This is a genomic window from Cupriavidus malaysiensis, assembly GCF_001854325.1.
Lineage (GTDB): Bacteria > Pseudomonadota > Gammaproteobacteria > Burkholderiales > Burkholderiaceae > Cupriavidus > Cupriavidus malaysiensis.
In genome coordinates, this window is the sequence record NZ_CP017755.1 from 2,340,475 (window position 1) to 2,360,064 (window position 19,590).

14 protein-coding genes are annotated in these 19,590 nt (G+C 72.1%); 6 read left to right on the forward strand and 8 right to left on the reverse strand.

Annotated features, from left to right (window positions below; translation table 11 throughout):
• Positions 1 to 198: 198 nt before the first annotated feature.
• Both hpnN and BKK80_RS29890 read left to right on the forward strand, forming a co-directional pair.
• Positions 199 to 2,931 (forward strand): hopanoid transporter HpnN, encoded by a 2,733-nt coding sequence (hpnN, locus tag BKK80_RS29885; RefSeq protein WP_084545810.1) that lies wholly within the window; start codon positions 199 to 201, stop codon positions 2,929 to 2,931.
• 26 nt (positions 2,932 to 2,957) lie between these two features.
• Positions 2,958 to 3,773, forward strand: coding sequence for an MlaA family lipoprotein (locus BKK80_RS29890; protein ID WP_071019034.1), 816 nt, complete (start codon positions 2,958 to 2,960; stop codon positions 3,771 to 3,773).
• 49 nt (positions 3,774 to 3,822) lie between these two features.
• On the opposite strand, the gene BKK80_RS29895 is transcribed toward BKK80_RS29890, so the two are convergent.
• Positions 3,823 to 4,500 carry a TetR/AcrR family transcriptional regulator gene (locus tag BKK80_RS29895; protein WP_071019032.1) on the reverse strand — a complete coding sequence of 226 codons (678 nt, stop codon included), beginning with the start codon at positions 4,498 to 4,500 and terminating at the stop codon, positions 3,823 to 3,825.
• A gap of 94 nt (positions 4,501 to 4,594) precedes the next feature.
• Here BKK80_RS29895 and BKK80_RS37605 point away from each other — a divergent pair, with 94 nt between their 5' ends.
• Positions 4,595 to 6,883 carry an NAD(P)/FAD-dependent oxidoreductase gene (locus BKK80_RS37605; RefSeq protein WP_083384459.1) on the forward strand — a complete coding sequence of 763 codons (2,289 nt, stop codon included), beginning with the start codon at positions 4,595 to 4,597 and terminating at the stop codon, positions 6,881 to 6,883.
• Positions 6,880 to 7,857 (forward strand): alpha/beta fold hydrolase, encoded by a 978-nt coding sequence (locus tag BKK80_RS29905; protein WP_071072426.1) that lies wholly within the window; start codon positions 6,880 to 6,882, stop codon positions 7,855 to 7,857. The genes BKK80_RS37605 and BKK80_RS29905 overlap by 4 nt, the downstream gene beginning before the upstream one ends.
• Before the next feature lie 52 nt (positions 7,858 to 7,909).
• Here the strand turns inward: BKK80_RS29905 and BKK80_RS29910 are convergent, their stop codons facing one another.
• From BKK80_RS29910 to BKK80_RS29930, 5 genes are all read right to left on the reverse strand, one after another.
• Positions 7,910 to 8,896, reverse strand: coding sequence for a TonB family protein (locus BKK80_RS29910; protein ID WP_071072428.1), 987 nt, complete (start codon positions 8,894 to 8,896; stop codon positions 7,910 to 7,912).
• A gap of 192 nt (positions 8,897 to 9,088) precedes the next feature.
• The gene (locus tag BKK80_RS29915; RefSeq protein WP_071072430.1) at positions 9,089 to 10,183 is read right to left on the reverse strand and encodes a CaiB/BaiF CoA transferase family protein; all 1,095 of its coding nucleotides are present in this window, start codon (positions 10,181 to 10,183) and stop codon (positions 9,089 to 9,091) included.
• 14 nt (positions 10,184 to 10,197) lie between these two features.
• Complete coding sequence (locus BKK80_RS29920) at positions 10,198 to 11,175, reverse strand: tripartite tricarboxylate transporter substrate-binding protein (RefSeq protein WP_071072433.1); 978 nt, start codon at positions 11,173 to 11,175, stop codon at positions 10,198 to 10,200.
• Positions 11,172 to 12,356, reverse strand: coding sequence for an acyl-CoA dehydrogenase family protein (locus tag BKK80_RS29925; protein ID WP_071072435.1), 1,185 nt, complete (start codon positions 12,354 to 12,356; stop codon positions 11,172 to 11,174). The genes BKK80_RS29920 and BKK80_RS29925 overlap by 4 nt, the downstream gene beginning before the upstream one ends.
• A gap of 14 nt (positions 12,357 to 12,370) precedes the next feature.
• Positions 12,371 to 13,924, reverse strand: a complete 1,554-nt coding sequence (locus tag BKK80_RS29930) for an AMP-binding protein (RefSeq protein ID WP_071072437.1) — start codon at positions 13,922 to 13,924, stop codon at positions 12,371 to 12,373.
• 99 nt (positions 13,925 to 14,023) lie between these two features.
• Between BKK80_RS29930 and BKK80_RS29935 the strand changes: the two genes are divergently transcribed.
• Positions 14,024 to 14,926, forward strand: coding sequence for a LysR family transcriptional regulator (locus BKK80_RS29935; RefSeq protein ID WP_071019018.1), 903 nt, complete (start codon positions 14,024 to 14,026; stop codon positions 14,924 to 14,926).
• Between the two features lie 322 nt (positions 14,927 to 15,248).
• Positions 15,249 to 15,452 carry a hypothetical protein gene (locus BKK80_RS36805; RefSeq protein ID WP_084084975.1) on the forward strand — a complete coding sequence of 68 codons (204 nt, stop codon included), beginning with the start codon at positions 15,249 to 15,251 and terminating at the stop codon, positions 15,450 to 15,452.
• Between the two features lie 12 nt (positions 15,453 to 15,464).
• Here BKK80_RS36805 and BKK80_RS29945 read toward each other — a convergent pair whose 3' ends face one another.
• Positions 15,465 to 17,903: a CHASE2 domain-containing protein gene (locus BKK80_RS29945; protein WP_236903831.1), complete on the reverse strand. Its 2,439-nt coding sequence runs from the start codon at positions 17,901 to 17,903 to the stop codon at positions 15,465 to 15,467.
• On the reverse strand, positions 17,893 to 19,587 hold the full coding sequence (locus BKK80_RS29950) for a FecR family protein (RefSeq protein ID WP_162287361.1): 1,695 nt from the start codon (positions 19,585 to 19,587) through the stop codon (positions 17,893 to 17,895). The genes BKK80_RS29945 and BKK80_RS29950 overlap by 11 nt, the downstream gene beginning before the upstream one ends.
• Positions 19,588 to 19,590 lie beyond the last annotated feature (3 nt).

A 19,590-nucleotide genomic window follows, 5' to 3' on the forward strand; every position in this document is an offset into this window, starting at 1 on the left:
CCCGCGTGACGGTGGCGGGCAGGGCCGGCCCCGCCGCCAGGAAACCTGATCTTGAGCCGGTCAGTAACGAAGAAGTATAGCCGAGCGGCTTGCCGGCCCGCCGCGAGGCACAGCAATCACATTGCGACTGCGCCAGCGGCACTCCCCCACCCCCACGCGGGTATACTCCCGGCTGCCGTACTGCACGCCACCCCTCACATGCTCACGTCGCTGCTCACCCGGATCGTCAAATTCTCTACGTCACGCGCCTGGAGCGTGATCGTCCTGGCCGGGCTGCTGAGCTTGCTCAGCGGCGTCTACGTGGCACGGCACTTCGCCATCAATACCGACATCGGCCGCCTGCTGGAATCCAGGCAGCCGTGGGCCCAGCGCGATGCCGCCATCGGCAAGGCCTTCCCGCAGCGCGAGCAGATGATCCTCGCGGTGGTCCAGGCACCCGCGCTCGAACTGGCCGATGCCGCCGCCAACGAACTGGCCGCCGCGCTGCGCCAGCAGCCGGCACGCTTCCATGCGGTCAGCCAGCCCGGCGGCGGCGAGTTCTTCGGCCGCAACGGCCTGCTGTTCCTCGATACCGGCGCGGTCAAGGAAACCACCGCGCAGCTGGGCGAGGCCCGGCCCCTGCTCAATGCGCTCGCGCGCGATCCTTCGCTGCGCGGCCTCTCCGATACGCTCTCGACCACGCTGGCGCTGCCGCTGCAGCTCGGCCAGGTCAAGCTGTCCGACATGGCCACCCTGCTCGGCCAGGGCGCCGGCGCGGTCGAGGGCGTGCTGGCGCACAAGCCGGCCGCCCTGTCGTGGATGGGCCTGCTCGACGCCGACATGCGGCCGGGCCCCGACGGCCTCGCGCGCAGCTTTGTCACGGTCAGTCCGGTGCTCGACTACAGCGACCTGGAAGCCGGCGCCGCGGCCTCGGCGGCGATCCGTGCCGCGGCGGCCAAGCTGCGCCTGGCCGAACGCTTCGGTGCCGAGGTGCGGCTGACCGGGCCGCAGCCGCTGGCCGACGACGAGTTCGCCTCGGTCAGCGAGGGGGCCGCGCTGAACGGCGCCCTGACCGTGCTGGCGGTAATCCTGATCCTCTGGATGGCACTGCGCTCCAAGCGGCTGATCATCGCCGTGCTGATCAGCCTGTTCGCCGGCTTGCTGATGACCGCCGCGCTGGGCCTGGCCATGGTGGGCGCGCTCAATATGATCTCGGTGGCCTTCGCCGTGCTCTTCGTCGGCCTGGGCGTGGACTTCGGCATCCAGTTCGGCGTGCGCTACCGCGCCGAGCGCCATGTGGACGACAGCGTCGACGTGGGCACGGCGCTGGAGCGCGCCGCGCGCGTCTCGGCCATGCCGCTGGCGCTGGCCGCCGCCGCCACCGCCGCCGCCTTCTTCTGCTTCCTGCCCACCGACTACCGCGGCGTGGCGGAACTGGGCAAGATCGCCGGCGTCGGCATGATCGTGGCCTTCCTCGGCACCTTCACACTGCTGCCGGCGCTGATCTCGCTGATGCGGCCCGAGGGCGGCCGCGTCGCACCGGGGGTGCGCTGGCTGGCGCCCGCCGACGCCTTCTTCGAACGCCACCGCAAACCGGTGCTGCTCGCCACCAGCGCCGCCATCCTGCTGGCCTCGCCGCTGCTGCTGCACCTGCGCTTCGACTTCGACCCGCTCCACCTGAAAGACCCGCACTCCGAATCGATGGCCACGCTGCTGGCGCTGAAGGATGCGCCGCAGGCCGGCACCGACGACGTCAGCGTGCTGGCGCCCTCGCTGGACGCCGCCCGGCAGGTCGCCGGCAAGCTGTCGGCGCTGCCCGAGGTGGCGCGCGTGATCACGCTGCAGACCTTCATCCCGGCCGACCAGGGGCCCAAGCTCGAAGCCATCGCGGCCGCCGCGGCCAATCTGCAGCCGGTGCTGCGGCAGGCCTCTTCGCCGCCGGCCACCGACGCACTGCGCGTGGCCTCGCTGAAGCAGGCCGCGCGCCAGCTCGGGCTCGCCGCCGAGGACCATCCGGGCCCGGGCGCGGCCGAGGCCGCACGCCTCGGCAAGGCACTCAGGCAGCTCGCCGCCGCCGATGCCGCCACGCGCGACCGCGCGGAACAGGCGCTCAGCCTGCCGCTGCGCCTGGCACTGGCGCGCCTGGACCTGGCGCTGTCGCCGCAGCCGGTCAGCCAGCAAAGCCTGCCACCGGCGCTGGTGCGCGACTGGCTGGCGCCCGACGGCCGCGCCCTGGTCGGCATCAGCCCGAAACTGCCGCCTGCCGGCGGCGCCGGCCAGGACAGCGCGCGCGAGCAGGCGCTCGGCCGCTTCATCGAAGCCGTGCAGCGGGTCGAGCCGGCGGCCACCGGCGGTCCGATCGTGATCCGCGGCTCGGCCGACACCATCATGACGGCCTTCGCCCACGCCGGCATCTGGGCCGTGCTGTCGATCACCGTGCTGCTGTGGATCGCCCTGCGCCGCGTCGGCGACGTGCTGCGCACCCTGGTGCCGCTGCTGGTGTCGGCCGTGGTAACGCTGGAGATGTGCGTGGCGTTCGGCATCGCGCTGAACTTCGCCAACGTGATCGCGCTGCCGCTGCTGCTCGGCATCGGCGTGGCTTTCAAGATCTACTATGTGATCGCCTGGCGGGCGGGCAAGACCCACCTGCTGCAATCCAGCCTGACGCACGCTGTGCTGTTCAGCGCCGCCACCACCGCCACCGCCTTCGGCAGCCTGTGGCTGTCGAGCCACCCCGGCACGTCCAGCATGGGCAAGCTGCTGGCGCTGGCGCTGGCCTGCACGCTGGCGGGCGCGGTGTTCTTCCAGCCGATGCTGATGGGCCGCCCGCGCCAGCGCGCCGGCGCCCGCCCCGGCACGGCCCCGGCGGACCCGGTGGCCGGCAGCGGCCAGCCCGGCAAGCGCCGCCGCAAACGCAGGAACAAGGCCAAGACCTCCTCGCCGGCGCGCTGAGCCGGCACGAACCCAAGACCAGAGCCATGCGCCGTACCTTTCCGCTTCTCCGCCCCCATCCGCTGCCCGTGCTGGCCGCCACCGCCCTGCTCTGCGCGGGCTGCGCGAGCGGTCCGCAGGCCTCGCCCGACGATCCGCTCGAGCCGCTCAACCGCGCCGTCTACCAGGTCAACGACAAGGTCGACACCTATGTGGCCCAGCCTGTCGCCAAGGGCTACAAGGCGGTGACGCCGCAACCGGTGCGCAGCGCCGTGACCAACTTCTTCGCCAACATCGGCGACGTCGGCAACGTGGTCAACAACCTGCTGCAGGGCAAGGCCGTGGATGCCACCGAGAGCTTCATGCGGGTGACCATCAACACGGTGTTCGGCATCGGCGGCCTGTTCGACGTAGCCACACCGGCCGGCCTGAACCGCCATTCGCAGGACTTCGGCCTGACCATGGGCGTGTGGGGCCTGCCGTCCGGCCCCTATCTGGTGCTGCCCTTCTTCGGCCCCAGCTCCGTGCGCGACGGTGTCGGCCTGGGCGCCAACTTCCTGCTCGACCCGACCACCTACATCGATCCGGTCTGGCGCTACAGCCTGTTCGCCGTCAACGTGGTCGACACCCGCGCCAACCTGCTGGGCGCCACCGACCTGCTGTCGCTGGCGGCGCTCGACAAGTACGCCTTCACGCGCGATGCCTACCTGCAGCGCCGGCGCTACCTGATCGAAGGCAGCCGCGCCGACAAGAACCTGCCCAACTACGAGGACAGCGAAAGCGAAGGCGAAGGCCAGGCGGCACCCAAGCCCGCCGGCGCCGCGCCCGCCGCACCCGCTCAGCCGGAACCGGCCAAGCCCTGACGCCCATCCCCGATTCCCATCCCGCACGCACGCGGCGCTGCCGCGCGCTTCAAACGCCCGCCTGAAGACAAGGCGCCGTGCCACCGGCCGGCGCCGCCTGTTGCGCCAGCACCACTGGCTTGCGCGTGATCACCAGGGCCAGCTGCAGCGCGGTGGCGGCCACCTGCTCGACCGCGGGCGCATAGCCGTTGCGGATCCAGCGCAGCGCGACATGCATGATGCCGCCGGTGGCGCCGGCCAGCAGCAGCGCATCCGGCTCCTCGCCGGCCGGCAGCAGGGCTTGCGCGAGCAGGCTGCCCAGCCCGCGCAAGGAGGCGTCCAGCGCCTCGTCCACCTGCTTGCTGACGCCCTGGATCTCCACCAGGAACACCCGCGCCGAGCGCGGATCGCGCTGCAGCGCGCCGAAATAGGCCTGCAGCATCGCCAGCGCGCGGCGCCGGCCGCTGCGGCCGGCCGCCTCGCCGGCCGCGACCAGCTGCTGCAGCAGCACCTGGGTCACCGTCTCGAAGGACGCTGCCAGCAAGGCCTCGCTGTTGGCGAAGGATTCATAGAAATAGCGCTCGGTCAGGCCGGCGGCCTCGCAGACCGCCTTGACGGTGGAATGCTGGTAGCCGCGCTCGCCATACACCTGGATGGCGGCGGCAACCAGCTGGCAGCGGCGCTGGGCGCGCCGCTCATCGGCATCGGCGCCGCGGTAGCGGCGGGCGGGGGAAAGCTCGGAGGTCATGCCGCCATTATGACATTCCCTATTGTCAGATTGGGTTGTCATAAGGAATCTGACAACCTAAAGTGTCAGAAGCGCATTTCATCCGGACCTCTCCATGACTGCCACCGCCCCCCAAGACTCACCGCTCGACGTCCTCATCGTCGGCGCCGGCCTGTCCGGCATCGGCGCCGCCCGCCAACTGCAGCAGCGCTGCCCCGGCAAGCGCTATGCCATCCTCGAGGCGCGCGCGTCGATGGGGGGCACCTGGGACCTGTTCCGCTATCCGGGCATCCGCTCGGATTCCGACATGTACACGCTGGGCTATCGCTTCAAGCCCTGGAAAGGCGCCAAGGCCATCGCCGACGGCCCTTCGATCCTCTCCTACATCCGCGAGACCGCCGACGAAGCGGGCATCACCCGGCACATCCGCTTCGGTCACAAGGTGATCCGCGCGGACTGGGACAGCGGCGCGGCCTGCTGGACGGTCGAGGCCGAACGCGCCGCCGACGGCAGCCGGGTGCAGTGGCGGGCGCGCCTGCTCTATGTCTGCGCCGGCTACTACAGCTACGCCGAAGGCCATCGGCCGGCCTTCGCCGGCGAGGAGAACTTCCGCGGCCGCATGGTGCATCCGCAGTTCTGGGACCCGTCGATCGACTATGCCGGCAAGCGCGTGGTGGTGATCGGCAGCGGCGCCACCGCCGTCACGCTGGTGCCGGCGATGGCGCAGAGCGCCGCCCACGTCACCATGCTGCAGCGCTCCCCCACCTATATCGTGGCGCGGCCGGGCCAGGACGCCATCGCGCACAAGCTGCGCCGCCTGCTGCCGGAGGGCCTGGCCTACGGCATCACGCGCTGGAAGAACGTGCTGCTGGGGATGTTCTTCTTCCAGCTGGCGCGCCGCCGCCCCGAGCAGGTCAAGCTGCGCATGGTCGGCATGGCCGCCGAACAGCTCGGCCCCGGCGTCGACGTCGGCACGCACTTCACGCCGCGCTACAAACCCTGGGACCAGCGCGTGTGCCTGGTGCCCGACGGCGACCTGTTCCGCGAACTGCGCGACGGCCGCGCCTCGGTCGTCACCGACACCATCGCGCGCTTCACCGAGCACGGCATCCAGCTCGACTCGGGCAAGGAACTGGCGGCCGACGTGGTGGTGGTCGCCACCGGCCTCAAGCTCAATATGCTGGGCGACATCGCCATCACCGTCGACGGCCAGCGGCGCGTGCCGGCCGAATCGATCGCCTACAAGGGCATGATGCTGAGCGACGTGCCGAACATGGTGCTGGCCTTCGGCTACACCAATGCCTCGTGGACACTGAAGGCCGACCTGACCGCCGAGTACGTGTGCCGCCTGCTGCGCTACATGGACCGCCACGGCCGCCGCATCGCGGTGGCGCGCCGCGACGGCCAGGTGCAGGCCGAGCCCTTCCTCGACTTCACCTCGGGCTACGTGCAGCGCGCCGCCAGCGTGCTGCCCAGGCAGGGCGACCGCAAGCCCTGGCGCGTGTACCAGAACTACTTCATGGACATGCTGACCATCCGCTACGGCCGCATCGACGACGGCGTGATGCAGTTCGACGCGCCGCTCGGCGCGCAGATGCAGCTCAAGGGTCGGGTGGCGGTGCTGACCGGCGCGGGCAGCGGCATCGGCCGCGCGCTGGCGCAGGCGCTGGCGCTGCGCGGCTGCCACCTGGCCCTCGCCGACCGCGATCGCGCCGGCCTGGAGCAGACTGCCGCGCTGCCGGAGCTGCGCCAGGTACGCGTGAGCCTGCACGTGCTCGACGTGGCCGACCGCGAGGCCGTGGCCGCGCTGCCGGTGGCGGTGATGGCCGAGCACGGCCGCGTCGACCTGCTGGTCAACAACGCCGGCGTGGCGCTGGGCGGCAGCTTCGAAGAGGTCAGCGAGTCCGACTTCGACTGGCTGATGTCGATCAACTTCCAGGGCGTGGTGCGCATGACGCGTGCCTTCCTGCCCCTGCTGCGCCGCAGCGACGATGCCCGCATCGTCAACCTGTCGAGCCTGTTCGGCCTGATCTCGCCGCCGGGGCAGGCTGCCTACTCGGCCAGCAAGTTCGCCGTGCGCGGCTTCTCCAACGCACTGCGGCACGAGCTGGCCGACAGCCGCATCGGCGTGACCGTGGTGCATCCGGGCGGCATCGCCACCTCGATCGCGCGCAATGCCCGCGTGGCCGGCGACATCCCGCGCGAACAGGTCGAACAACGCCTGAAGCGCACGGAAAAGCTGCTGCGCATGCCGCCGGCCAAGGCCGCGGATATCATCCTGCGTGGCATCGAGAAACGCCGCTCACGCGTGCTGGTCGGCAGCGACGCGGTGGTGCTTTCCCTGCTGGAGCGGCTTGCGCCGGTCCGTTACTGGAACCTGATCGGCCGGAGCCTGCAATCATGAGCGTCCTCACCACCATCCTCCTCGCCATGCTCGCGCTGCTGCTCGTGCTGGGCGCCAGCCTGGCCTGGTTCACCGGCCGCATCGCGCGGCGCATCGAACAGGGCATGCCGCCCACCGGCCGCTTCGTCGACGTGCCGGGCGCGCGCCTGCACGTGGTCGAGCGCGGCCAGGGTCCGGCCATCCTGCTGGTGCACGGCCTGTCCGGCCAGCTCGGCAACTTTGCCTACGGCATGATCGAGCCCTTGGCGCGCGACTTCCGCGTGATTGCGGTGGACCGCCCGGGCTCCGGCTATTCGACGCGCCAGCCCGGCACCGGCGCCGACCTGCCGACCCAGGCCGCCGCGCTGGCCGCGCTGATCGACCGGCTCGGCCTGGAACGCCCGCTGGTGGTCGGCCACTCGCTGGGCGGCGCGATCGCGCTGGCCCTGGCGCTCGGCCACCCGGGGCGCGTCGGCGGACTGGCCCTGCTGGCCCCGCTCACGCATCCGCCCGAAAGCGTGCCGGCGGTATTCAAGGCGCTCGCCACCGAGCGCCCCTGGCTGCGCCGGCTGATCGCCTGGACACTGGCGGTGCCGATGTCGATCGCCCGCCGCGAGCAGGTCATGTCGATCGTGTTCGGTCCCGACCCGGTACCGGAAGACTTCGCCACGCGCGGCGGCGGCCTGCTGGCGCTGCGGCCCAGCCACTTCATCGCCGCCTCGGAGGACCTGGTGGCGGCCGGCCACAGCCTGCCGCCGCAGGTGCCGGCCTATGCCGGTCTGCGCCTGCCGCTCAGCATCCTGTACGGACGCGAAGACCGCATCCTCGATCCGGCGCACAACGGCGAGGCGCTCGCCGCCAAGGTGCCGGGCGCCCGGCTGGTGCTGGTGCCGGGCGGGCACATGCTGCCGATCACGGCGGTGGACACCAGCGTGCGCTTCGTGCGCGAGGCCGCCACGCAGCTACACCGGCCCGAGGCGGTCGCCGTGGGCTGAGCGCGGCGCCGCCGCGCAGGCACCGGACGCGGCCTGCCACGGCCCGCCGCGCTCAGGCGGGGCGCTCGTTCTGCAGCGGGTAGGTGCCGGGCGGCACCAGTTCCTTCAGGCAGGCGTCACGCGCCTGCCGGCTGGCCACGAAGAGATAGGGCGCGACCGCGTCGTTGATGCGCTTGAGGCCGCCCCCGTCGAGAAAGGCCCTCAGGTCGGGGCTTTCCAGCATGCGGTTGGCCTCCAGCGCATCCGCACCGGTGATGCCGGCAGCCTCCAGCGCCTTGCCGGCCAGCGTCGCCTCCTTGACCTTGCGGCCCAGCGGCGAGTTCAGCAGGCGCGCCAGCTTGAGCATCAGGTCCGGATCGGACAGCACCATGGCGAAGCCGGGCCGCACCACCTGCTCCAGTACCGGCCCCGACAAGTGCCCGCGCGTGCATTCGACAAAGCGTGCCTTCGGCACCGGCCCGATCCGCTCGGGCAGCCTGGCGAAGGCCTTGTCCATGCCCGCCGTCACCACCGCGTCCACGTCATAAGCGCGCACCAGCACGCTGAGCGCCTCGTCGTAATTGGCGGGAAACACCTGCGGCGGCGGTGCGGCGCGCTGCTCGCTGTTCAGGGTCAAGGGTTCGGCCTGCGGCCGCGAGGCGCCGCCGCCGTCGGCAAGGTGGAACTCGAAGCGCGCCAGCGCGCTGCCGCGCACCGGGGCACCGCTGGCCGCATCGCGGAAGGGCTGGCACCTGGCCCGGCCCGCCGCGGCCAGCGCGGCGTCGTCGAAGGCCGCCTGGCCGGAGCCCTGCCGTACCTGGGCGAACTCGATGCTGCCGTCCAGGCCCAGCACCAGCTCGACCTGCACCCCTCCGCTGGCGTGGGCCGCGCGCAGGGCCGGCGGGAACACCGGCGGCTCGAGCTGGCAAGTGGTGGTGGCATGGGTGGCGGGATCGCGCAGCGGCATGGCAAGCGTCACGGCGCCACATAGAGCGGGCGCGGCGAGCCAGGCCGCCAGCAGCAGGGAACGCGGTGACGGCAGCTTGTGCGACCGTGGCATATGAGCTCCTGGGCGTGCGGGCGCGACCGTGCGTTGCATGAGGGGGTGGCTCTTGACGGCGTGATCCGGCGTGATCCGGCATATTCGGCGGCGCCTGCCTGGGCGACGCCATCGTTTCCATCATACCCAGATTGCGCCCTGTCGGCGCACCCGCTCCCGCCGTCCCCGCCGCCACCCAGCCGCCACCCAGCGTCAGGTTCCGCCCAGCGGGGGCACCTCCATGCCGCTGTCGGGCAGGCCGAGCGAGAACTTGACGGGAAAGCGCAGCGCGATCCCCTTCTCCTCCGGCAGCGAGCGGATCATGCCGCGCGCCTGCACATGGGGGTCGTCGAACAGCGCTTGTGCCTCGAGCACGGGCGAGAACGGCAGGTCCCGCCCGGCAAAGGCCGCCTCCCATTCCGCCAGCGTGCCGCCCAGGAAGATGCCCTTGAGCATGGCGTGGACCTCTTCCTTGTAGCGCATCCTGCCCGCGCGCGTGGCGAAACGCGGATCGTGCAGCGCGGGATGCGCCGCGCCCAGGGCCTCGCCCAGCGCCAGCCAGAACTTGTTCTCCAGGATGCCCAGCGCCAGCCAGCGGCCGTCGCGGGTGGCGAACAGGTCGTTGTCCGGCAGCACGCTGGGCGCGTCCAGCGGCTTGTCCGCGTGCGCGCGCGCGGCCCAGGCGCCGTGCGCCGTCCAGGACAGGATGGCGTCATGGATCGAGACGTCGAGATGCTGGCCGCGCCCATGCCGGCGCGCGCTCATCACCGCCACGGCCAGCGCCAGCGCGGCGTAGCCCGAGGCCGCGTAGTCCGACACGCGGGTGCGCGGGCGCGAGACCTTGTCCTCCACCTGCGCCGGCACCGACCAGTAGCCTGCCAGCGCCAGGTAGTTGAGATCGTGGCCGGCATGGTCGGCATAGGGCCCGTCCTGCCCGAACCCCGAGATCGAGCACAGCACGATGGCCGGGTTGACCGCGGACAGCGCCGCATAGTCCAGCCCCAGCCGCCGCAGCACGCCCGGGCGGAAGCCCTCGACCACGGCATCCGCCCCGCGTACCAGCGCGAGGAAATCCGCCTTGCCCTGCGCGCTCTTCAGGTCGAGCGCGAGCGCGCGCTTGCCGCGGTTGAACTGCGCGAACACCGCCGCGCCGAGCTGGCGCGAGGTGTCCCCCGTACCAGGCTGCTCCACCTTGACCACCTCGGCACCGAGTTGCATCAGCAAGGTGGTCGCATGGGGACCCGGCAGCAGCTGGCTCAGGTCGATGATCTTCACGTCCTTCAGGCAGGACCACTCCGCTTTCTCCATCGCACCAGCTCCGATCAGGTCGACTCCATGCCGATCTCGTTCATCAACGCGCCGTAGCGGCGGGCGTCGCCGGCCACCAGCGCGGCGAATTCGGCCGGCGAAGGGCTGCGGCGCAGTTCGCCCGCCGTGGCGCGCAACTGTGTGTCGAACGCCCCGCTGGCCTGCACCTGGCCGACCGCGGCGAACAGGCGCTGCAGCAGCGGCGCCGGCAGCCCGGCGGGCGCGAACAGCCCGCTCCAGTTGTCGATGACGAAACCCGGCGGCAGCGCCTCGGCCAGCGTCGGCACCTCGGGGAAGTACGGCGAGCGGGCCGGCGACGACACCGCCAGGGCGCGCAGCTGCCCGTTGTGCAGGTACTGCGCGGCGGTGCCGAGCACCGGCATGCCGAAGTCGGTCTGCCCGCTCAGCATCGCGGCGACCAGTTCGGTGGCGCCCTTATAAGGCACGTGCAGGGCCCGGGTCCCGCTCTGGTGCGGCAGCATCTCGACGGCAAGATGGGCGATGCTGCCCTTGCCGCCGGAACCGAAGCTGAATCCGCCCGGCTTGCGCCGCAGCGCGGCCACCAGGTCGGCCACGCTGCGGTACGGCGCCGATGCCGGCACCGCCAGCACGGTGGGCCCGCCCGCCAGCGCGGCGATCGGCGTGAAATCGCGCGCAGGATCGTAGGGCGGGCGGCGGAAGGTGTGCACATTGATCACGTGCGTGTTGGCCAGCACGCCCAGCGTGTAGCCGTCGGGCGCGGCGCGCTTGAGCATGCCGGCGCCGATCACGCCGCCCGCGCCGGCCGCGTTCTCCACCACCACCGGCTGCCCCAGGCGCTGGCGCAGGCCCTCGGCCAGCACGCGCGCCGTGCTGTCAGGCGCGCTGCCGGCCAGGAAGGGCACCAGCAGGCGGAGCGGGCGCTTCGGGTAGCCGGCGTCCGCGCGCGCCGGGCCGGCCAGGCCGCCCAGCGCCGCCGCCCCGGCCAGCGTCAGCCATTGCCTGCGGTTCATGACGGTTCTCCCTGCGCCGGCTGCAGGATGGCGCGCGCGATGGTGTTGCGCTGGATCTCGCTGGTGCCGGTGAAGACGCGGAACATGCGCAGCTTGCGGAAGGCCTGCTCGACCGGGTGGCCGCGCGTGACGCCCACGTTGCCGTGGATCTGCACCGCCTTGTCGGCCACCTCGAAGCAGCGTTCGGAGACGAACAGCTTGCAGGCCGCGGCCTTCATGCGCAGGTCGGCGCCGGCATCGGCCAGCGCGGCGGTCTGCGCGATCATGCTCTCGCAGGCCCACAGCGCGGCCGCCATGTCAGCCAGCATGTGCTGGATGGCCTGGAAGCGCGCGATCGGGCCGCCGAACTGGCGGCGCTGGCCGGCGTACTGCAGCGACGAGCGGTAGGCGCGCATGGCCAGTCCCAGCATGCTCGGGCAATGCAGCAGCCGGTTCACGTTGATGCGCGACATGCCCAGCTTGAAGCCGTTGCCCTCGCCGCCCAGGATGTTGGCGCGCGGCACGCGCACGTCGGTGAAGGTGATGTCGGCGTCGATGTGCTGGCCGGACATCGGCACATAGTCCTGGCTGACCTTGACCCCGGGCAGGTCAAGGTCGACCAGCACCGCGGAGATCGCCGGCGGCGAGGCGCCGGCGTCGGTGACGCACATGACGATGGCGAAGTCGGCGAAGGGCGCACCGCTGATGTAGTGCTTGCCGCCATCGATGCGCAGCATGTCGCCGTCGGCCACGGCGCTGGTGGTGATGCTCTGCGCGTCCGAGCCCGAGTGCAATTCGGTCAAGGCAAAACAGACGGATTTCTCGCCGCGGATCACCGGCTTGAAGTAGCGTTCGAGCTGGTCCGGCGTGGCGTACTTGAGCATATTGCCGACGCGCGGCGGGCCGCCCAGGTCGCCCAGCACGTGCGGCGCCAGCACGGCGCCGCTGGCGGCCAGGTCGGCCTTGAGCGCACACTGGGCGGCGATGCTCAGGCCCTGCCCGCCCAGCGCCACCGGCAGGCAGGCCTGGTAGAAGCCCAGCTCGCTGGAGCGGCGCCATACCCCCTGCAGCACCTCGCGCGGCCAGGGCGCCTCGGCGTCCAGGCCCAGCTCGCGCTCGAGCGGCACCAGTTCCTCCTCGACGTAGCGCCGCATGCGCGCGCGCAGGTCGACCAGGGCGGGATCGGTCAGATGATCGAACATGGCTTGCTTCCTCCTCAGTTCACGCGGCGGGCCACGCCCTGCCAGTACGGCTCGCGCACGACCTTGCGCGCCACCTTGCCGCTCGGGTTCTTGGGCAGTTCGCCGACGAACTCGACCGAGCGCGGCGTCTTGTAGTCGGCGATGCGCTCGCGGCAGTGCGCGATCAGCGCGGCGGCCTCGAGCGCGCGCCCCGGGCGCAGCGCCACCACGGCCTTGACGCTCTCGCCCCAGGTCGCGTCGGGCACGCTGATGACGCAGGCTTCCATCACGTCGGGGTGCTGGTAGAGCACGGCCTCCACCTCGGTCGGATAGACGTTGAAGCCGCCCGAGATGATCATGTCCTTCTTGCGGTCGACCAGGTAGATGAAGCCCTCCTCGTCCACCCGCGCCAGGTCGCCGGTGCGCAGCCAGCCGTCGACCAGCACCTCGCGCGTCAGCTCCGGCTCGCCCCAGTAGCCCTGGAACACATCCTCGCCACGGATCACGATCTCGCCGATGGCGTCGCCCTCCACCTCCCGCCCCTGCTCGTCGACCACGCGCACCTCGGTCTCGCCGTGCGGGCGCCCGCAGGAGGCCAGCCGCCCGGGCCGGCCGGCGATCGCCTCGGCATGGTCGGCGGTGGACAGCCGCGTCACGCCCGAGGTCGACTCGCTGGCGCCGTAGCCCTGCGACAGGATCGGCCCGATGCGCTCCCAGGCCTCGCGGATGCGCGCCGGCGCCATCGGCGCGGCGCCATAGCTCAGCGTCTTCAGGCTGCTCAGGTCGGCCTGCTCCAGCGCCGGATCCGCCAGCAGCATGTGGATCATCGCCGGCACCATGAACACATGGGTGATGCGCAGGCGCGCCACCTCGGCCAGGAAATGGGCCGGCTCGAAGCGATCGAACAGGACCAGCGTGGCGCCGCAGTACAGGAAGGGCTGCATCAGCATGCCGGAGGCATGGGTGACCGGGCCGATCAGGGCCAGGCGGTCGCCCGGCCGCGCCTGCCGGTCCATGCCCAGCAGCATCTTGCGCAGCGACGCCATGCGATTGCCGTAGCTCTGCACGGCGGCCTTGATGCGGCCGGTGGAGCCCGAGGAAAAATGCAGCACGGCGGCATCGGCCGCCGCCGCACGATGCGGCGGCCGGCTGGTGCCGCCACGCGCCAGCAGGTCCTCGTAGCCGAGGTAGCCGGCCGCCGGCCCGCCCAGCGCCACGAAGGCCTCGACCGCGGCGAAGCCCGGCGTGGTGCGCGCGTAGCCGGTATAGCCGTCGCCGCCGATGAAGGCGCGCGGCGTGCAGTTCTCCACCACGTCGCTGGCCTCGGCGGCGGTGAAGCGCGGATTCAGCGCCGCCTTGACCAGGCCGGACTTGTACAGCGCGCATTCGATCTCGACCAGTTCCGCGCAGTTGCGCGACTGCACCGCGACGCGGTCGCCGGGGCGCAGGCCGAGGCCCAGCAGGGCGTTGGCCAGCCGGGTGGAACGCTCGTCGAGCTGGCGGAAGCTGAGCACGCGCTCGCGATGCATGACCGCGGGCCGGTCGCCCCAGTAGCGCGCGGCCCGCTGCAGGAAGAGGGCAAAAGCCATCGTTGTCTCCTTGATGTATCCGGCCCCCAGTCTGTAAGATGCCCCCCATTCCTACAATGGCGCATCAGCTATCAAGCCATAACCATAAGGAATGCAAAGATGGAGACCCGCGACCTGGAATACCTGCTGGCGATCCCCCTGCACGGCAGCATCGGCCGCGCGGCGGAGGCGCTCGGGCTGAGCCAGCCGGCGCTGACCAAGGCCTTGCAGCGCGTGGAAGCGCAGGCAGGCCTGCCGCTGTTCGAGCGCAGTGCCAATGGCATGCGTCCGACCCAGGCGGGAGCGCGCTTTCTCGAACGCGCGCGCCGCATCCAGCTCGAGTACGACGATGCGCTGCAGGAAATGCAGGGCATCCGCACCGGCCAGCTCGGCATGCTGCGGCTGGGCTACTCCCCCTCCATCCCGGAGGCGCTGGTGCTGGATGCCTGCCGCCAGCTGCTGCGCGAGCGCCCCGCCGGCCGGCTGCGCCTGCACCGGCGGCTGGCACGCGAGCTGACCGACTCGCTGCAGGCCGGTGAACTCGATCTCGTCGTGGCCCCCCTGCCCCGCCAGCATGCCGATGCCTTCGCCGCCACACTGCTGTTCGACGACAGCCTGGCCGTGCTGGCCGACCCGGCGCACCCGCTGCATGGCCGCGGTCCGCTGCGGCTGGCGGACCTGGCGGAGCAGGAATGGCTGCTGCCGGAGCCCCACATCGTGCTGCGCCAGCAGGTCGACGCCGCCTTCCGCCAGCGCGGCCTGGGCGAGCCGAAGCTGCGCATCGAAATCGATTTCGGCAGTACCTCGCTGTTCCAGCTGGTCGCCGGCACACACCTGCTCACCATCGCCGGCACGCGTGACGGTGCCGCGCATGGTGGGCTGAGAGCGCTGCCGCTGCGGCAGGGAGAACTGGACCTGGGGCGCCGCATCGGCGCGATCTCGCGGGTCGGCGCGTACCTGTCGCCGCTGGCGCAACGGATGATCGAACTGCTGCGGGAAGGCAGCGCGCACAAGCGCGGCTGAAGGGATAGGCGCGTAACGCGCGACGGTGGACCGGCATGGCGGCCAGGCGCGGCGCCGGGAAAAAAGTCGTGCCCGCCCGGCTACTGCTGTGCGGGGGGACCGGGCGGGCACGAAAACCGCGCGGATCGAGGCCGGTCCGGCAGTGCGGCGATATTACTGAGGGTCGCTGTGCGGCACTGCCAACAATTGTGTCGACCGCCAGGCACGTGCGGCCCGTCATGTGTGCCGCACAAGGCATTGCAATTGTTTGCAGTAGCCTGCCGGGCGCGGCCTTAGACTGCGGTGCTTATTCCGTGGAATGCAAGAAAGGAGCGGCTTCGCCATGAACCGCACGAAGGTGATCGGGTATCTCGCCCTCGGCATGGTCGCCGTGGCGCTGACGGCAGTGCTTTGCGTCACGCTGCAGCAGGGCAAGGAAGCGGGCGAGGCCCGCAAGATCAAGCAGATGGAAAGCCGCGTGACCGGCCTCGCCGCGCCCGGCTCCGCGGGCGCCGAGGGTGCCGCCACGCAGGCGGCGCGCCGCTAACCCGCTAACCCGCTAGCCGCCGGACGCTGGCCGCTGGCCGGACTCCGGCGGCGCCGGCAGGCGCATGATGAAGGTGGCGCCGGCGCCCCGCTCGCTCTCCACCGCCATGGTGCCGCCGTGCCGCTGCACCACGGTGCGCACGAACACCAGGCCCAGCCCCACGCCGCCCGGCGTGCCGTGCTCACCCTCGTGCAGCCGGCTGAAGGGCCGGAACAGCCTGGCCTGGTCCTCTACCGCGATGCCGGGCCCCTGGTCGGAAACGCGGATCGCATAGGTGCCCGCCTCCCGGGCCAGGCTCACAGCGACGGTGCCGCCGTCCGGGCTGAACTTGATGGCATTGCCGACCAGGTTGGCCACGGCGCGCGCCAGCAGCGCCGGTTCCGCCATCATCACGCAAGCCTCCTCGCAGATATCCAGCGCCAGCTCGATGCGGCGCGCGCTGGCCTGCGCCCACAGCGCATCGGTGGCGTCGAGTACCAGGCCGGCCAGGTCCGATTCCAGCAGGCGCAGTGGCTGCGTCTCGGCGCGCGCCAGCCGGATGAAGTCGTCGGCCAGGTCCAGCGTGCGCCGCGCCAGGCCGCCGATGCGGGCCAGCAGTGCGGGCTGCGGCAGCGCCTTGGCGGCATCGGCCTGCAGTTCGAGCAGCGCCAGGATGGAGGCCTGCGGCGAGCGCATGTCGTGCGAGAGGAAGCGCAGCGTCTGCTCGCGCTGCCGTTCGGCGCGGCGCACCTCGGAAATGTCGATCAGGCTGACGATCACCCCGGCCAGCCCCCCATTGCTGCTGCGCAGCGCGGCGCCGCGCAGCAGGAAGGGACGCTCGTCGCCGCTGCTCAGTTCCACGCCGCCTTCCTCCACCTCGCCCTGGCTGCCCTCGCCGGTCGACAGCGCTGCATGCAGGCCCTCCCAATAGGCCAGTCCGGGGCCGGCCACGGGAAACAGCCGGGTCAGCAACTCGTGCACGTCGGCCGGCACGCCCGTCTCCCCTTCGCCTGCGCTACGCCCACCCGCGGCCGCACAGAGCATGGCGCAGCGCCGGTTGGCCAGCAGCACGCGGCCCTCCGGCGTGCAGATCACGGTGGCCTCGGGCAGGCTCTCCAGCGCGTCCGAGAGGAACTGGCGCAGGTCGCGCAGGCGCGAGCTCATGCGGTAGACCGCTTCCATGCGGTGGTCGAGCGAACGGCCGGCCGGCCCACGCGGCGGCGACGCCCCGAGCAGGCCGGGCTCGGCCTCCAGCCGGGCGGCTTCCTGGGCCAGGAAGCGCAGCACCGCCTCCTGGCGCCGCCAGCTCCACAGCGGGTAGAACAGCAGGCAGCCGACGATGGCGGAGGCCGGGGCGAACCAGAGGTGCGCCAGGCCCATCAGCAGCAGGCTGGCGGCGAAGGCCGCGCCGGCCAGCAGCACGCTGATCAGCAGTGCCGCGCGCGGCGCCAGCATCAGCGCGGCGAGCGCCGCCAGCAGGATCGGCAGCAAGGTGCCGAGCCAGAACCAGGGTGCCGCCACCGCCACGATCGCGCTGCCCTGCTCCAGGGCCTGGATGGTGTTGGTCAGGATCTCGACGCCGCTCATGCCGCGGCCGTCGCGCGACACCGGGGTCGGGAACACGTCGCCGAGCCCGGTGGCCGCCGCGCCCACCAGCACCGCCTTGCCGCGGAACACTTCGGGCGGCACCGCGCCCGACAGCACGTCGCGCACGGATACGCGCGGAAAGGTGCCGGGCGGGCCGGCGAAGGGGATGCGCACCAGGTAGCGCCGCTGCCAGTCGCCGTCGGCGCGGAAGGGATCGGGAGCGTTCTCGTGACGGTAGTCCGCCACCGGGCGCGCGCTGCGGCCGAATCCGGCGATCACCGCCGAGAAATGCGTCAGCAAGGCGCCGGGCAGCCCCTCCTGCAGGAATACCTGGCGCGCCACGCCGTCCACGTCGACCGCCATGTCGATATGGCCGATGCCGGCGGCGCCCAGCCAGGGCAGCGGATAGCGGATGGTCCAGCTGCCGCCGACGGCCTCCGCCAGGGCCGGCAGCACCACGTTGCCGGCACGCGCCATGCTGCGCGCCAGCGCCATGTCGTCGCCCGGCGAGCGCAGGTCAGGCTCCGAGAGGATGATGTCCAGGCCGATCACGCGCGGCTTGCCGGCGGCGATGTGATCGATCAGGTCGGCCAGCACCGCGCGCCGCCACGGCCAGCGGCCGATCGAGGTGATGCTGGCATCGTCGATGGCGACGATCATGATGTCCGGCTGCGGCGCATGGGCCTGTGCCGCGATGCCGATGTCGTAGACCGCCAGGTCCGCCCGCTGGGTCCACTGCCAGTGCGCGGCGGCGATCGCCAGCACGGCCACCGCGGCGCTCAGCAGCCACCAGTCGAGCAGCGTGCGGCGCCGGTACGGCGCCAGGTAGGCGGCCAGCGCGCCGCGCAGCCCGCCAGGAGATGTGCCGGGCCGGCTATTGTCCACGGCGGATCATGCCGCCGGCGCTGGCAACCGGCTGGCCGGTGCCATCGCGCAGGTACTGCACGACTTCGATCCGCTGCGGCGCCGAGAAGGCTGCCTCGCTGACGGCTGCTTTACCGCCGCCCTTCCCCTCTCGCGCCACGCGCACGTAGTAGAAGCCCGAGCCCGGGCGCGGCAGCGCCACCTCGTTGGTCTCGGTATGCGCGTCGACCAGCGGATGGGTGAAACGTGCCTCGTCCGCCAGCTGCACGCGATAGCCCGCTGCGGCTGCCGCGCCGGCGGCAGGCCAGCGGATGCGCAGCGTGTCGCCGCCATCGTCGGCCAGGCTGGGCTGGGGTGGCGGCGGCTCCACCGTGAACGGCACCGACTCCGACCACGGGCCGGGCTGGCCCGCGGCGTCGAGCGAGCGCACCCGCCACCACCATCTGCCGAGCGCCAGTTCGCGGCCGGCCTCGGTCTGCTCGCTGCGCAGCGGCTGCACCGCCGCATCGCGGAAATCGCTGTCGCCGGCCACTTCGTATTCGTAGGCCCGCACGCCTCCGTCCACGTGGGCCCAGGCGAAGCCGACCTGCTGCCCGTACTGCGAGGAATCCTTGCCGGGACGCAGCATGAACGGCGCCGGCGGAGTCAAGCGGACGACAAAACGCTGCACCGAGGCCGGCCCGGTCAGGCGCTGCGCGCCGATGGCGCTGACGCCCACGTAGAGCACCCCCTCGGGCAGGTCGGCCAGCGTGGCCTGCTGGCCTGCGACCCGCTGCGTGGACAGCCACTCGGTCTGTTCGGCATCGCGCGACACCACCACGCGGTAGCCGCTGGCCCCCGCGACCGGCTGCCACTGCAGCGGCGCCGTGGCGCCCAGCACCGGCTGCGGCAACGCGCCCAGCTGCGGCGGCGGCGGCAGGGGCACCGGCGCGGCAAGCTTGCCGCCGCCGGACGCCGACACACCATAGCCGGCGCCCACCCGGGCCGCCGCGCCGGCCTTGCCAACCTTGCCGGCGCCCGTGATGCCGGCCACGCCGACGATGCCCTGCAGCACCTCGCTGCGGTTGCCCGCATCGTCGGCCGCCACCCGGTAACGCGTGCCGCGCACGCCGGTCACCATCATCGGCGTGCGCATCTCGAAGCGGCCCACGCCGGTGCCGCCCGGCGCCACCTGGGCCTCGGCGCCGCCGCGCCCGACCTCCAGCATGGAGTCGGTCAGCCCGGTCTTGGCGAAGGCGCGCAGGCGGCGCACCTGGACCGCGCTGGACGGCGGCAGGGTCAGGCGCGAGCGGTCGGACAGCTCGATCGTCACCAGGCCGTCGACGCCGGTCTCGATGCGGGCCGCCTCGGCCAGTTGCGTTCCGGCACGCAGCGGCGCGCCGTCGGCGCGCACGTCGCCGTGCACCGCCACCGCGCGGGCGCTGCCGGCCTGCTCGGCAATGTATTTCAGGGGAATGCGCAGGCGCGTGCCCGGCTGCAGCCGGTACGGGTCGCCGACCCGGTTCAGCTGCTGCAGCATGCGCCAGCCGTCGAGCCGTGTCATGTAGCGGTCCGCCAGGCCGATCAGGGTATCGCCCCGCTCCACGAGGTAGATGAAGTCCTCGCCTTCGGTTCCGGCCGGACCGGCCCACACCCGCGTGACCGCTACGGCACAGAGAGCCGCCACCCCGCAAGCCGCCAGCGCCAGCCGGGCGCCGGCACGCACCCC

What these genes read in the sequence shown, in the direction of transcription:
- hpnN (WP_084545810.1), top strand. Translation starts at nt 199, where the DNA reads ATGCTCACGTCGCTGCTCACCCGGATCGTCAAATTCTCTACGTCACGC.
- BKK80_RS29890 (WP_071019034.1), top strand. Translation starts at nt 2,958, where the DNA reads ATGCGCCGTACCTTTCCGCTTCTCCGCCCCCATCCGCTGCCCGTGCTG.
- BKK80_RS29895 (WP_071019032.1), bottom strand. Translation starts at nt 4,500, where the DNA reads ATGACCTCCGAGCTTTCCCCCGCCCGCCGCTACCGCGGCGCCGATGCC.
- BKK80_RS37605 (WP_083384459.1), top strand. Translation starts at nt 4,595, where the DNA reads ATGACTGCCACCGCCCCCCAAGACTCACCGCTCGACGTCCTCATCGTC.
- BKK80_RS29905 (WP_071072426.1), top strand. Translation starts at nt 6,880, where the DNA reads ATGAGCGTCCTCACCACCATCCTCCTCGCCATGCTCGCGCTGCTGCTC.
- BKK80_RS29910 (WP_071072428.1), bottom strand. Translation starts at nt 8,896, where the DNA reads ATGCCACGGTCGCACAAGCTGCCGTCACCGCGTTCCCTGCTGCTGGCG.
- BKK80_RS29915 (WP_071072430.1), bottom strand. Translation starts at nt 10,183, where the DNA reads ATGGAGAAAGCGGAGTGGTCCTGCCTGAAGGACGTGAAGATCATCGAC.
- BKK80_RS29920 (WP_071072433.1), bottom strand. Translation starts at nt 11,175, where the DNA reads ATGAACCGCAGGCAATGGCTGACGCTGGCCGGGGCGGCGGCGCTGGGC.
- BKK80_RS29925 (WP_071072435.1), bottom strand. Translation starts at nt 12,356, where the DNA reads ATGTTCGATCATCTGACCGATCCCGCCCTGGTCGACCTGCGCGCGCGC.
- BKK80_RS29930 (WP_071072437.1), bottom strand. Translation starts at nt 13,924, where the DNA reads ATGGCTTTTGCCCTCTTCCTGCAGCGGGCCGCGCGCTACTGGGGCGAC.
- BKK80_RS29935 (WP_071019018.1), top strand. Translation starts at nt 14,024, where the DNA reads ATGGAGACCCGCGACCTGGAATACCTGCTGGCGATCCCCCTGCACGGC.
- BKK80_RS36805 (WP_084084975.1), top strand. Translation starts at nt 15,249, where the DNA reads ATGAACCGCACGAAGGTGATCGGGTATCTCGCCCTCGGCATGGTCGCC.